The 13,936-nt window shown below is 58.5% G+C and carries 12 protein-coding genes; 6 read left to right on the top strand and 6 right to left on the bottom strand.

Annotated features, from left to right (window positions below; translation table 11 throughout):
• Nucleotide 1: 1 nt before the first annotated feature.
• The 4 genes from nuoL to GSVR_RS03115 are packed head-to-tail and all read left to right on the top strand — an operon-like array spanning nucleotide 2 to nucleotide 5,647.
• Nucleotides 2-1,948 carry an NADH-quinone oxidoreductase subunit L gene (nuoL, locus tag GSVR_RS03130; RefSeq protein WP_173198228.1) on the top strand — a complete coding sequence of 649 codons (1,947 nt, stop codon included), beginning with the start codon at nucleotides 2-4 and terminating at the stop codon, nucleotides 1,946-1,948.
• Complete coding sequence (locus tag GSVR_RS03125) at nucleotides 1,945-3,438, top strand: NuoM family protein (protein WP_173198230.1); 1,494 nt, start codon at nucleotides 1,945-1,947, stop codon at nucleotides 3,436-3,438. Before nuoL ends, GSVR_RS03125 begins: the two co-directional genes overlap by 4 nt.
• A complete protein-coding gene (locus tag GSVR_RS03120) occupies nucleotides 3,435-4,838 on the top strand; it encodes an NADH-quinone oxidoreductase subunit N (RefSeq protein WP_173198232.1) in 1,404 nt (467 codons plus the stop codon). Before GSVR_RS03125 ends, GSVR_RS03120 begins: the two co-directional genes overlap by 4 nt.
• Before the next feature lie 14 nt (nucleotides 4,839-4,852).
• Nucleotides 4,853-5,647, top strand: coding sequence for a M48 family metallopeptidase (locus GSVR_RS03115; RefSeq protein WP_173198234.1), 795 nt, complete (start codon nucleotides 4,853-4,855; stop codon nucleotides 5,645-5,647).
• A gap of 46 nt (nucleotides 5,648-5,693) precedes the next feature.
• On the opposite strand, the gene GSVR_RS03110 is transcribed toward GSVR_RS03115, so the two are convergent.
• A complete protein-coding gene (locus GSVR_RS03110) occupies nucleotides 5,694-6,242 on the bottom strand; it encodes a DUF4337 domain-containing protein (protein WP_173198236.1) in 549 nt (182 codons plus the stop codon).
• 317 nt (nucleotides 6,243-6,559) lie between these two features.
• On the opposite strand from GSVR_RS03110, the gene GSVR_RS03105 reads away from it, so the two are divergent.
• Nucleotides 6,560-7,081 (top strand): hypothetical protein, encoded by a 522-nt coding sequence (locus GSVR_RS03105; protein ID WP_173198238.1) that lies wholly within the window; start codon nucleotides 6,560-6,562, stop codon nucleotides 7,079-7,081.
• A gap of 436 nt (nucleotides 7,082-7,517) precedes the next feature.
• On the opposite strand, the gene GSVR_RS03100 is transcribed toward GSVR_RS03105, so the two are convergent.
• The 5 genes from GSVR_RS03100 to tnpA all read right to left on the bottom strand — a co-directional run bounded on the left by GSVR_RS03100 (nucleotide 7,518) and on the right by tnpA (nucleotide 11,656).
• Nucleotides 7,518-7,829 carry a hypothetical protein gene (locus GSVR_RS03100; RefSeq protein WP_173198240.1) on the bottom strand — a complete coding sequence of 104 codons (312 nt, stop codon included), beginning with the start codon at nucleotides 7,827-7,829 and terminating at the stop codon, nucleotides 7,518-7,520.
• A 173-nt stretch (nucleotides 7,830-8,002) separates the two neighbouring features.
• Nucleotides 8,003-8,797, bottom strand: coding sequence for a hypothetical protein (locus tag GSVR_RS03095; RefSeq protein WP_173198242.1), 795 nt, complete (start codon nucleotides 8,795-8,797; stop codon nucleotides 8,003-8,005).
• A 114-nt stretch (nucleotides 8,798-8,911) separates the two neighbouring features.
• A complete protein-coding gene (locus GSVR_RS03090; RefSeq protein WP_173198244.1) occupies nucleotides 8,912-9,748 on the bottom strand; it encodes a menaquinone biosynthesis family protein in 837 nt (278 codons plus the stop codon).
• Complete coding sequence (locus tag GSVR_RS03085) at nucleotides 9,745-10,875, bottom strand: aminopeptidase (RefSeq protein ID WP_173198246.1); 1,131 nt, start codon at nucleotides 10,873-10,875, stop codon at nucleotides 9,745-9,747. The genes GSVR_RS03090 and GSVR_RS03085 overlap by 4 nt, the downstream gene beginning before the upstream one ends.
• 343 nt (nucleotides 10,876-11,218) lie before the next feature.
• On the bottom strand, nucleotides 11,219-11,656 hold the full coding sequence (tnpA, locus tag GSVR_RS03080; protein WP_173196373.1) for an IS200/IS605 family transposase: 438 nt from the start codon (nucleotides 11,654-11,656) through the stop codon (nucleotides 11,219-11,221).
• Nucleotides 11,657-11,822: 166 nt separating this feature from the next.
• Here tnpA and GSVR_RS03075 point away from each other — a divergent pair, with 166 nt between their 5' ends.
• A complete protein-coding gene (locus GSVR_RS03075; RefSeq protein WP_173198248.1) occupies nucleotides 11,823-13,841 on the top strand; it encodes an FAD-dependent oxidoreductase in 2,019 nt (672 codons plus the stop codon).
• Nucleotides 13,842-13,936: the final 95 nt, after the last annotated feature.

The following is a 13,936-nucleotide window of genomic DNA, read 5'->3' as shown; positions in this document are numbered from 1 at the left end:
GATGAAGCTCTACCTGGCCCTCATACTCCTACTCCCCCTCGCCGGCGGGCTTTTCAATGCCCTGGCCGGCCGCAGGTTCCCCCGCCAGGTAGGAGAAACCGTGGCCTGCGGGGTTATCTGGGGCGCCTTTCTGTGCTCGGTGCTGGCCTTTCTGGGATTCAGCGGGCCGGTAACGCTGGAGTATGGCTCCTGGCTGTCAGTCTTCGATTTTCAGGCCCCCCTCTCCTTCTACCTGGATCAGCTCTCCCTGTCGCTGACCCTGATGATCACCTTTGTCTGCGGTCTGATCCATCTCTACTCCGTCGGCTACATGCGGGAAGAGTCCGATGTTGCCCGCTATTTCGCTCTCCTCAACATCTTCGTCTTCGCCATGCTGGTGCTGATCCTGGCCGGCAACCTGCCCCTGCTCTACCTGGGCTGGGAAGGAGTCGGCTTCTGCTCCTACGCCCTGATCGGCTTCTGGTACACAGAGGAGAAGAACGCCACTGCCGGGCGCAAGGCCTTTATCGTCACCCGCATCGGTGACACCGCCTTCGGCATCGCCATTGTCTGGATGTACCAGCTCTCCAACAGCGTCTCCATTACTCATCTGAATTCGCTGGGGCCCCTGATTCCGGCCGGCATTGTCACCATCTGGGGTCTGCTGCTGCTGATCGGAGCGGCCGGAAAATCGGCCCAGCTGCCGCTGTCGGTCTGGCTGCCGGATGCCATGGCCGGCCCCACACCGGTTTCGGCCCAGATCCACGCCGCCACCATGGTCACCGCCGGAGTATATCTCCTGACCCGCATGTTCCCCCTGATCGGCGGATCGGAGACGGTACAAGCGGCCATTGCCCTCACTGGCGGGCTCACCGCCTTCTACGCCGCCACCTGCGCCTGCGGTCAGCGCGACCTGAAGCGCATCCTGGCCTACTCCACCATCAGCCAGATCGGTTACATGGTGCTGGGCGTGGGGGCCGGCGCACTGACCGCGGCCAGCTTTCATCTCCTGACCCATGCATTCTTCAAGGCCCTGCTGTTCCTGGGGGCGGGCTGTGTGATCACCGCCCTGCACCATCAGCAGGACATCTTCCGCATGGGGGGATTGAAGGAGCGTCTGCCGGCCGTGTACTGGCCATTCCTGGCCGGTGCGCTCTGCCTGGCCGGCTTCCCCCTGAGCGGCGGTTTTTTCAGCAAGGATGCCATTCTTGGGGCAGTCTTCGAGCACGGGGGAGCATTGTACGGAGGTTTATTCCTGCTGGGGCTGCTGACGGCGCTTTTAACCGCCTTTTATACCTTCCGGATGGTGCTGGTGGTGTTCCACGGGGCTTCGACTCCGCTCAGCCACCGTTCAACCGGCGGGAACCAGCTCAGCCATCATTCGACCGATGAAGCTCCGGTCGGTGAGCGGAGTCGAACCGGGCTGCCGGCCGTCATGACCTGGACCCTGGTTCCGCTGGCCATCCTCGGCCTGCTGGGGGGGCTCCTGAACCTGCCGGAATACCTGCCGGGACACGGCCTGCTGGAACGGTTTCTGGCGCTTCAGGCTGGGGAACATCCGGCGCCGGTGGAACATACTACCGAGATCATGCTGCAACTGCTTGCCGCCGCGGTCAGTCTGACCGGCCTGGCAATCGCCTGGTTCCGCTACACCGGCTCCCGCCGGGCTGGCGCCCTGGCCGCAGAAGAAAGCGACGCACCGGTGACCGCCTTCCTGAAGAATGGCTGGTATCTCGACTCGCTCTACCGCCTGCTGTTTATCTCCCCCTTCGTATGGCTGGCGCGTTTCCTCTGGAAATCGATCGATGAAGCCACCATCGACGGCACCCTGGACGGATTGGCGCGGCTCACGGCGCGCCTGGCCCAGCTTCCGGCCGGCTGGAGCAGCGGCCGCGTGGCAACCGCCCTGTATGGGCTGGGGGGCGGGGTTGCGGTGGTGCTGGTCTACCTGGTATGGGTGCTGGCATGACGAATTCCTTCCCTTTACTCTCGTTCCTTGTACTGCTTCCCTTGGCCGGCTGTCTGCTGCTTCTGCCCGTCTGGAAACGTCCACGTGTAGCCTTTCCGCTCACGCTGGGAATCGCCTTGGCCGAATTCGCCCTAACGCTCCGGCTGTTTGCCGACTGGCAGGGCATGGCCGCCCTCCCCTCGCGCCTGCCCGGGTTCTTTCTGCTGGAGGATCTCCCCTGGATCCCGTTTCTGGGCATCCGCTACACGCTGGGACTGGACGGCATCAGCCTGCTGATGGTCATGCTGACCGCCTTCACCTTCTGCACGGCCCTGCTGGTATCATGGCGCGCCATTACCGAGAAGACAGGCATGTTTCTGTTCCTGATGCTGTTGATGGAAAGCGGCATCATGGGGGTATTCCTGGCTCTGGATCTGGCGCTGTTCTACCTGTTCTGGGAAGTGATGCTGATCCCGATGTTTTTCCTGATCGGCATCTGGGGGCACGGCCGGCGGCTGTACTCGACCGTCAAATTCTTTCTGTTCACCCTGGCCGGCTCGCTCCTGATGCTGCTGGCGATCATTGCCCTGCACCTGCTGCATGCCCAACAGACGGGAGTAGCCACCTTCGGTTTGTACGAGCTGCTGCAGAACCGGCTCCCGCTGGAAACCCAGCTCTGGCTGTACGCCGCTTTTCTGCTGGCCTTTGCCATTAAGTTTCCGCTGTTTCCGCTGCACACCTGGCTGCCCGACGCCCATACCGACGCCCCCACCGCCGGCAGCGTGATCCTGGCGGGACTGCTGCTCAAGACCGGCAGCTACGGCCTGATCCGCTTCGGCTATCCGCTCTTTCCCCAGGCAGCCCAGGTGTTGACTCCGCTGGTATACGCCCTGGCACTGATCGGTCTGGTCTATGCCTCGCTGGTGGCCTTTGCCCAGGAGGACATGAAGCGTCTGATCGCCTATTCCAGTATCGGGCACATGGGATACGTGGCCATCGGCATTGCCGCCTGGCAACCGGTGGCACTCTCCGGAGCGATCATCCAGATGGCCAATCATGGCGTCACCACCGGCGCACTGTTCTGCATGGTGGGCATGCTGGACGAGCGCGCCCATACCCGCGACATCCGCGCCTTCGGCGGCCTGTGGGGCAAGGTGCCGCTCTGGTCGTTCTTTTTCCTGCTCTTCTCGCTCGCCTCGGTGGGGCTGCCCGGCTTGAACAACTTCGTGGGGGAATTCCTGGTACTGGCCGGCACAATGAAGCAATCGCCCCTGGTGGCGGCCCTGGCTTTCGTCGGCATCGTACTGACCCTGATCTACACGGTGCGGCTGGTCCAGGAAGTGCTTTTCCAGCAGGAGCGTCAGCCGCTGCCGCTGCTGGACCTGAACCGGCGCGAACTGTGCCTGCTGGCCGTACTGGCACTGCTGAACATCTGGATGGGCATCCACCCGGCGCCGCTCCTGGATTTGATTCACACGCCGGTGCAGCTTCTGATCGGAGGGGTGCCATGACTGCGAACGACATGATAGCCCTGATGCCCCTGATCATTCTGACTGTCGGCAGTGTGCTGGTGCTCCTGGCCGGCGCGGTCAGGTCCGGCTTCTACCTGTACGAGGTGGCAGCGGCAGCGGCAGCCGGCGCCCTAGTGTGGAGCCTGGCCGTGCCAGCAACGGCAATCATGCCCGGATTAAGCATCACTGCCTTCTCGCGCTTTTTCTCGGCCTTCCTCTACGGCACCGGTATCATCTCACTGCTGCTGGCAGCCGGCTACAACCGGCGCCGCGATATCACCGGCGAGGAATTCCCGTCCACGCTGCTGTTCGCCCTGCTGGGCATGGGGGTGGCCTGCGCGGCCAACAACCTGCTGATGCTCTTTCTGGGGCTGGAGTCATTCACCTTCGCCTTCTACATCATGGTGGCGATCGAACGCGAGGCACCCCGCGGCGGTGAGGCGGGGCTGAAGTACCTGCTGAACGGCACTCTTTCGGCAGCCATTCTGGCCATGGGCATTGCCCTGATCTACTGCAGCCGCGGCACACTGAGACTGGCGGAGCTGGCACAATCGGCGAGCAGTGCGGAATCCGGCACCCTGTTCGCAGCCGGTGCCGGCCTGATTCTGCTGGGGCTGGCCTTCAAGCTTTCCCTGGTCCCGGCCCACCTATGGACGGCCGACGTCTACCAGGGAGCCCCGGCCCCGGTAACCGCCATGCTTTCGACCGCATCCAAGGCCGCTTCGGTTGCGGCCCTGCTGCTCCTGTTGCCTCTTGTGCCGATGGGGCATTTGGGTCACGACATTTTCTGGTGGCTGGCGCTCCTGTCAATGCTGTTCGGCAACCTGGCAGCCCTGGTGCAGACCAGCCTCAAGCGGATGCTGGCCTGGTCTTCGGTAGCCCAAATGGGCTATCTGGCGATCGGGTTCGTGGTTGCCCCGAGCGCCGGGGGTATCGGGGCATCGGCCTTTTATGCTGTGGCCTATGCCGCGGCCGGGCTGGTTACCTTCGGTGCCGTAGCGGTGTTGTCGGACCGGTCCGAGCGGGACCGCATCGAGGATTATCAGGGCTACGGCTTCAAGAATCCGCTGGCAGGGGCGGTCCTGGCCCTGGCCCTGTTCTCCCTGGCTGGCATCCCACCCACCGCCGGCTTCATGGGCAAATTCGTCATCTTCGTAGCAGCGCTACGGGGGGGCGAAACCGCGCTGGCCGTGGTGGGGGTCGTGACGGCACTGGTGTCCGTATTCTTTTACCTGCGAGTCGTGGTTACGCTTTACATGAAGCCGGCCCAGACCTCTTTGTCCCTGGAACGTCCCCTGCTGATATCCGAGGTAGCGGCACTGTGCATCCCTGCAGCGGTGATGCTGCTGGCCGGTGTCTATCCCGGTCCACTGCTGAACCTGCTGGCATTCACGCGGTAACGTTGAGAGGCCCAATGTCGAAAAAATGGCTCATCAGCGGCTTGCTGCTGGCACTGACCGGCTGCAGCACGGTGCCGGTCACCGGCAGGTATCAGCTCAACCTCATTCCCGCCTCGTCAATGACCTCGATGAGCCTGCAGCAGTACGACCAGTTCCTGAAGGAGCATAAGATAAGCACCAACCAGGAACAGACCCAACTGGTCAAACGGGTGGGGGAGCGGATCAAAGGGGCGGTGGAGCAATATCTTACCGGCATCGGCCGAGCCGACCTCCTGGCGAACTACAAGTGGGAATTCAATCTGGTGGAGGATAAACAGGTCAATGCCTGGTGCATGCCGGGGGGTAAGGTGGCAGTGTACACCGGCATCTTGCCAATCACCAAGGACGAACAAGGCCTGGCCGTGGTGCTGGGGCACGAGATCTCCCATGCGGTGGCCGAGCATGGCAACGAGCGCATGAGCCAGGGGCTGATGGCGCAGTTGGGGGGCGTGGCGCTGTCCACGGCACTTGCGACAAAGCCGGCACAGACCCAGCAGCTCTGGATGGCGGCCTACGGTGCCGGGGCCCAATATGGCGCGATCCTCCCGTTCAGCCGCCTGCAGGAAAACGAGGCGGACCAGCTCGGACTGATCTTCATGACCATGGCCGGCTACGATCCCAACCAGGCGGTGACGTTCTGGGAACGGATGGCGGCGCAGAAAAACGGACAGGGGGGGCCGGAATTCCTCAGCACCCACCCGGCTGATGCCACTAGGATCGAGAGGATCAAGCAGCAGATTCCCGAGGTGATCGCAAAATACAGGAAATGAGCCCGGTGCAGATGCAACCGGGCCTTTTTACGTTCAACGGAAGGTGTCAGTAGAACAGCAACCAGCCATCCAGAAAGAAGAACAGCCAGCCGATGTTGCACAGCAGGGCGATGTACCACAGGTAATGGCGCTTGGTCAGGCTGGCCAGCGACGAGAGCATGATGGCGATCTGCAGGAAGATCAGCGCATAGGCGAAATTGCCCCCCATGGCCTGCGCCTTCAGCTTATCCTTTCCCAAAACCTCGGCTTTGTCCTTGATCTCCTTTTTCTCCTGGTCATAGCGCTTGACCTCATTGCCGTAGGCCGCCACAGTCTTCTCGTACTCGGCGGCCACCATCGGCGAAAGCCCCTTCTGGGAGCGGTACTGCAGTTCCAGCGCCTTTTTGCCCAGGTCAAAGGTGTGCTGCTTGATGCTTTTGGCCTGGTAGAAGGCCCACTGGTCGCTCTCCTGCCCCTGGGCCAGGATGGCCCGCGATGAATACTTGCCCATGTACAGGGTGGTCAGTGCGGCCAGAACCGCCATGATGGCAGTAGAAAGCGCCAGATATCCCATCCAGCGATCTTTTTTCTGCTCAGAGCTATCATTCTGCGACATAGAAAAACCCTCTCCCTTTCAGGTGCCATACGTGCTCCGGACGCTGTGCAATCTTGAGCCTACAGACCATATCACAGAATCTAGGCATGTTTCCAGTACCTCCCCAGCGCATATCTTTCTATTATTGACAGACAATTATTGAAGACTTACTATTCCGATCATTATTGTTCACCGTTTCTCTAATTAAGTGTCGAGTTACAACGTCCCCAGGCTACTCAGTGTTCCCGCGGTTTTCAAAGAATCAGGTATTAAGGAATCAACGTTGTGTTTTAGAATCAACCCTAACGGAACCATTGAATGAAATGCTAGGAGGAAAAATGAAGATCAATATTTTGATAGCAATCGTTTTTGCTTGTACTGTGTCAGTAAGTTCTGCTCAAGACAATACATCAGTAGACCTTGCCATACGTGAATTTAGGCTCGGTCTACCAAAATCAGAAATATGCGAGATAGGTGCAAAATATATAAGAACAGGAGCATGCGAATTTCATGTTAAGGTTAAAGGAGAATGGCTCAAAATTTCACCAATTTTCGACAAAAATACTTCTACCATGACAGCGTTATTGGCAACTTTTGATAAAAAATATTCCTTCCTCCCCTTATATAAGGGCCTTATTGAAAAGTATGGTGAAACCGAAAATTGCAAAGTAAATGACTATGAAAATGCGTTCGGAGCAAAATTTAAGGGCGCAGAGTGTATTTGGTATATCAACGGTGGCTCAATCTTTATTAAAGAGCCAGTTGGTACGAAAGGCGGATACATAGAGATGCACTCCAAGGAATATAACGATGAAATAAAACAGAGAAAAAAAGAAACAGATAAAAATCCAGGGTTCTAAGTCTGAGAAAAAAAAACCCGATAATCCGTTTAATCTTGAATAGTTGAGATTTACCTGCCAACTTTCTTTGGCACACCTTTTATAAGGACGTAAGGTATTCTTCCAGACTTGATCCTCAGGCAAGCCAGCCAGATCACGGCTGCTGATGGTGCAGACAGGAAAGGCGGCCGATTGGCCGCTTTTTCAGTTCTATCTATGGTGCAAGGCTCAAGGAATAGAGCAGCGGTCTGCAGCCCTGCTGCTGATGCTCATCAATTAAGGGAGAACAGGTGGGTCAGGATTGTAAAGTTGCAAACTTAAGAAATCTTCGGCCAACTTTACCATTTGCAATCCTGACTCGAAATGTTTCTGAAATGTTTCCCCCGCCATCGGCAAGGACACTGACGCGGCAAAAACTGCCGCGCAGGTCACACCGCGAGGCCGTTATGCATACCCATCAGGCAATCTCCAGCAGCTCGATCAGGGGAAAGACCTCGACCCGGTAGGATCCGAGTCGGTACCGGGCCATGAAATCATTGTCCCAGCGGCTCAGATTTTCCGAACCGGAGTCCAGCGGTACCGGATTGGGATCGTTGATCATGACGATGCTGCCGTCGAGGTCGATGACGATCTCCACCGGGCCTCCGATACCGTTGATGTCGTCAAAATGCAGTACCGTGGCGCTGTAACGCTCGGAGAGGTGCCGGTTTATCAGTGTCTTCAGCGCGGCGCTCATCGGCCAGGGCAGACAGTTGTTGTTCAGAATCAAACGTTGCTACTCCCTTTGTGAAGACGTACCTTGGTCAGGCTGCGTCACCGCGCTCCGCAACCATTCGATCCTTGATGGCAGGAGTATCCACGGCAAATGCATCCATGAATGATGAATACCGGCAGAAGGCAAAAGCTTTCGGAGGATGTGCGAAAGAGGGGCTGCGTCCTTGATTATTCTTCTACAGTTTTAAGATAATTGGTGATGACCTTCCGTTCTTTCTCATCGATGGTGATAAATTTGCCGGCAGTAAGAAAAATGGGCTCTGACTTCAGGCGTAATTTGGCCCAGTTGTAAAAGGCGCGGTTCTCGATGGTCATATGGAATATTTCGGAGCGGGATATTTCGACTATGGCGCTGATGCAATAGGGAGAAGGCTTCTCGATGAACATGTGGGCCGTGATCAGGCTGCCCGGTGCAAGTTCCTTTGTGCTGGCGAACCTGAGCCCTCCACCGCTCAGATTGATCTTTTGCGGCAAAAGGACGTCCTGACCTTTCCAGTTGAGTACTTTGCTTCCTTCACCGTGGGACATCAGTTCGAAAACCGGTCTGGTGGGTACCAGTCTGGCTTCAAGCCATTTGTCCCTGACGGTTTCCAGGTCCTCCCCTTCCTCATCGTAGTAGAAAGGAATCAGGACGTCCCGTCTGAAGTAATCCCTTTTAAGCATGACTTCCGCGATTTCGGTAAAACGAAGAAAAACGGTATTGCCGGAAGAATTTTTTCCTATAATGACGGGGCAGGCACATTGAATACTGTCTGTAAACAGCAAGAGCACCGCAGGAACTTCCGCTCCCTTGATGCTGGCAGGCACCTCGCCCGATGTAAGCTCTAGCTCCGCAGCAATTCTGGTTACCTGAACAACAACTCCATGCAGATCGATTTTTGTCGTAGGATCGAGGGTGGCTGAAATAATGCCGGTGGCCCCAGGTTTCAGGTGTTTGCGGTAGGAAGAGATTTCTATAGCCATCTAAGCCCTTTCCTAAAGTGGTTGTCGTCTATATACAACACTTATGAGATTGACTTCCACCATGAAAATGGCACCGGAGCTAATTTTTTTCAAAATTAACAGTAACATATAAACTCATTGCACAAACAGCCCCTCTCGTGACGGCGGCGCGATCCCGGCTTTCTCCGCTCTCTCCATCAAACACTCGATCGCCCGCACCCCCTCGTCTCCCAGATCGCAGGAGAAATCGTTGACGTACAGTTCGATATGGGCGGCGCAGACATCGGCGCTCATCTCCTGGGCATGTTCGCCGATATAGCGCGCGGCCTGGTCCGGGTGGCTCCGGGCATATTCCACGCCGGCCCGCAGGGCTCTCTCCACCGCCGCGATCCTCTCGGCCCCCAGCGAGCGGCGGGCCACGATGCCACCCAGCGGGATCGGCAGCCCGGTTTCTCCTTCCCACCACTCCCCCAGATCGAGCAGCTTGCGCAACCCGAAATCCTGGTAGGTGAAGCGCGACTCGTGGATGATCAGTCCGGCATCGGCCCTTCCGCTGGTTACCGCCTCCATGATCTCGTTAAAAGGCATGACCTGGAAATTTTCCAACGTCGGATCGAAGAGCCTGAGCAACAACAGGGCTGTGGTGTACCTGCCTGGTACGGCGATTCTCTTGCCGGCCAGGTCCTGCAACCCCGTATCCCCGGCTGTCACCAGCAACGGACCGCAACCGCGCCCCAGGGCGCTGCCGGAGCGCAGCAGGGCATATTTGTCGCGGATGTGCCCCAAGGCGTGGTAGGAGACCTTGGTCACATCCAGCTCCCCCTTCAGCGCCAGCTGGTTGAGGGTTTCCACATCCTCCAGGCGCTCCCGGTAGGAAAGACCGCCGGTGTCCACCAGACCGTGGACCAGCGGATAGAACATGAAGGTGTCATTGGGGCAGGGAGAAAATCCGAGGGTGAGAATGTCATTCATATCAGCATCCTGCCGTCGTCGATGATGACCTGCACACTGCCGTCCGCTGCAATGGCGGTCAGGGTCGGTCGGTAGAAGACGTAATCCTCGTGAAAGGGGGCGCTGACCGTGCCGCCAAATCCGGAGTTGTCCCCCAGGGCGAGGTGGATCGTGCCCATGATCTTTTCCGCCTCCAGCACGTTGTCCGGCCGGGTGGCCCGATCGTTGGTGCCGATGCCCAGTTCTGCGAAGTTGCGGCAGTTGTCGTTCTCGGTGAACTTGGCCTCCAGCTTGGCACGGTGTTGGTCGTTGCCCTCGATCGAGACCACCCGCCCGTTTTCAACCGTCAGACGCAACGGTTCATCCAGCCTGCGGGTCGGCCCCCACTCGATCACCATCACGCCGTGACTCTTCCCCTCCAACGGCGCCAGGTAGGCCTCGCCGGCCGGCAGGTTGCCGAAGCTGCCGGGGGCAGTCAGCAATCCGTCGTCCTCTTTGGCGACGCGCCCCTGCTTGCAGATCCGCATATCGGTGCCGTTGGGTGTGGTGACCCTCACCCAGTCGGCTCGGTTGACCGCCGTTGCCAGCCGGGCGGTACGATCGGCCAGGACCTGCCAGTCGACAGTCATGGAGGTATGGAACATCTCCGGGTCGAAGTGCGGCAGGCTGGCGAAGCGGGTGCCGGTGGCACAGGCCAGGGCCCGGTAGCGGGTGTGGCTGGTGGAATTGTTGCTCATGGCAATGATGATGTCGGCGGCGGATTCCTTATGCTCCACTACGATCTCACGGGCGCGGTCCACCTCTTCAGGTGTGGCGCTCTTGACCAGCAGCCTGTCCAGCAGCCCGGCTCCCTCCAGGTGCGCCAGCGCTTCCGCCCCGAAGGTGGCCAGCCACAACTCCCGCGGGGGCTCGGCCCCGGATGCCGGAGTGGCGGGAAAATCGACGAACGTCCCGCTGCCCCAGGCACGGGCCGCAAAGTCGGCTGCCTCGCGGGCGGTGGCCTGCAGACGGGTACGCCGGTCACGATCGCCGGCGGAAGGCTCTTCATCCGGCCGGATCAGGTCGCTGAACACCAGTACCCGCTCACCGGCGCGAATACCCATATTGGTTTCAAAAAGCGATCGGAACGCTTGATCGAGATTTTTCATCGGCATGGTCTCCCTTCAGGTATGGGCGGCAAGGCCCGGACAGGATGAATTTCGGATGCGGGACAGGCCTGCAGCACCTCTGCAGTCGATTCGGCAGAGCTCTCTCTGGTTCTATAGCATAAGAAAGCCAAAAGGGGAATTCCGTCGAAAACGGGAGGGGGAACTTCATATTTTTTCCCTTGATTTCTGATAGCTTATTATGATAAGCATGCATACTGTATACAATTTTCCCACAACACTTTTGGCAATAGTAAGCATCCCCCGGCAAAGCCGGGGGCTTTCAAAGTCGTGAACCGCTCGAAGCGGTTTTTTCAAAAGATTATCTGACCACCACGAGTGGTGGTCATTCTTCGGGCAAAAATGTCAATTGATCCAGACGTTTGTCTTCGTCTTCCTGGTTCCTGATGTAGTTGGCAATTGTTTCCTCGTCAGCACCGACAGTGGATACAAAGTAGCCACGTGCCCAAAAGCTCATACCAGCAAAGTTCTTCTTCTGACCAAGGTACATTCGCGCAATATGGATTGCACTTTTGCCCTTGATGAAACCGATCACCTGTGCAACGGAGTATTTTGGTGGGATCGATATCAATATGTGAATATGATCAGGTTGAAGGTGCCCTTCCACTATCTTGCACTCTTTCTGCCTGGCTAGACTATGAAACAAGTCGGCAAGATATTTCCGGATTCGACCAAACAGCACCTTGCGGCGACATTTTGGAATCCATACAACGTGATACTTGCAATCCCATTTCGTGTGGCATAAACTTTGTGTGTCGTCCATTGAAGCCTCCTTTTCGTGTACTTTGAGCGGTTCACGTTAGGGAGGCTTCTACATATTTCAGGAACTGTCAAACTATTGGGGTCCCCCGGCAGAGCCGGGGGTTTACCCTAAGGAAATTACAGATACTTAACCCTGCATAACAAGGGGTTCGCATTCGGAGGTTCGTGTGGCTCAGGTAGTCTTTTCGACATGGGGCAGAAATATAGTCGACAACAGGAATATTTCCGGTGAGCCGACGGCGGCCAGCTTCAAGCTGCCGGTCGCGTTCGACGGCACGCGCCCCCTGCGCAGTTTCATGGGGTGGGACGGGCTGATCCTGTTCGACAAGGATGTCGACGTACCTGCCATGACCGCCGAGTACATGAAGCGCGTTCAGACACTCTTCTGCTGCGGCAGGTGCACGCCGGGCAAAAAGGGCACCAAGGTATTGATGGACCTGCTTCAGAACGTGCTGGAAGGCAAAGCCACCCCGGCCGATCTGGACTCGGTCGCTGATCTGACCGACGTGCTGCAGCACTGCAAATGCACCCTGTGCCAGAGCGCGACCACGCCGGTCCTGGACGCCGTCACCCACTTCCGGGATGATTTTCTGGCCTACCTGAACGGCACCCGCACCCCCAAACCGGCCAGCTATATCCACAAGCTGACCGCCCCCTGCATGGACAAATGCCCTTCGCACATCGATATTCCAGCCTACATCGAGGCGATCAAGAACTATCAGTTCGGCGACTCGCTGGCCACGATCCGCAACCACATGCCGCTGCCGGCCGTATGCGGCAGGGTCTGTCCGCACCCCTGCGAAACCGCCTGCCGCCGCAAAAATGTCGATGATGCCATCAACATTATGGTGCTGAAGCGTTCAGCATCTGATTACGAATGGATGCACAAACTGCAGCCCCCCATGCAGCCCAAGCCAGCCAAAAGCAAGACCGTCGGCATCGTCGGCGCCGGGCCTGCCGGCCTCGCGGCAGCCTACTACCTGGCATTGGAAGGGTACCGCAGCACGATCTATGAAACCCTGCCCGAAGGATTCGGCGGCGGCATGATCGCGGTCGGCATTCCGGCCTACCGCATGCCGCGCCACCTGCTGCAGCGCGATATCGACATCATCCAGTCCATGGGCGTGGAGATCGTCTACAACTGCCGCATCGGCAAGGACATTACACTGCCTGAGCTGAAGAAGAAGCACGACGCGGTTTTCCTGGCTCCCGGCGCCCACCGTTCCAAGCCGATGGGTGTCGAAGGAGAGGACAAGGGCTACAAGGGCTTCCTCACCGGCGGCATCGATTTCCTGCGCGAGGCCTACATGGGCAAGCCGACCGGCATGGGCAAGAAGGTCTGCGTGGTCGGCGGTGGCAATACCGCCATCGACTGCGTCCGCGTGGCCCTGCGCGAAGGGGCCGAGGTATCGACCCTGCTCTACCGCCGCTCCCGCAAGGAGATGCCGGCCGATGTCTGGGAAGTGGACGGCGCCGAAGAGGAAGGGGTCACGTTCGAGTTCCAGGTGCTGCCCACCAAGATCGTGGTGGATGCCAACGAGCAGGTGACCGGCGTGGAATGCGTGCGCATGGCCATGGGCGAGCCGGACGCATCGGGTCGCCGGCGTCCTGAACCGGTGCCGGGCAGCGAATTCATCGTCGAGTGCGACACCGTCATCCCGGCCATCGGCCAGGATCCTGACCTGAGCTTCATTCCCTCCGACATGGGCATCGACATCACCAAGTGGAATACGGTCGTCACCAAGGCCCTGCCGCTCAAAGATGCCGCCGGGAAATCCCTGAAAGACGGCATGGGCAATGACCTGTCCCGCTCACTGATCACCGATTGCGACGGTGTCTTCGCCGGCGGTGATGCCGAGATCGGTCCGCTGACGGTGGTGGCCTGCGTCGGCAACGCCCACCGCGCCGCCAGTGTGATCCAGCGCTGGCTGGAGGAGGGCAGCGCCTACTTGACCGAAGAGGACATTTTCGAAGACCTGCTGACCTACCTGGGGGTCTACGACAAGAACGAGCAGGTGGCCTGCCTCGATTCCGTCTCCCGCTCCAACCAGAAAGAGGTGCACGGCAAGGAGCGCGCCAGCTTCAAGAACTACAGCGAAGTGGAACTCGGCTTCCCGGACAGCACCGCCCAGCGCGAGGCCGATCGTTGCCTGCGCTGCTACCGCGTGGCGCTGGTTACGGTTTGAGGAATGAGCCCTTTCCACCCTGGCTGCGTAAGTCTTCGGGACTAACTTGTGCAACGTAGCGCTGTTTATGCCCGCGCGGGTACTACGCCTTCGCG

It is taken from the genome of Geobacter sp. SVR, assembly GCF_016865365.1.
Classification (GTDB): Bacteria; Desulfobacterota; Desulfuromonadia; order Geobacterales; family Pseudopelobacteraceae; genus Pelotalea.
This window is presented reverse-complemented; position numbering and strand designations above follow the sequence as displayed.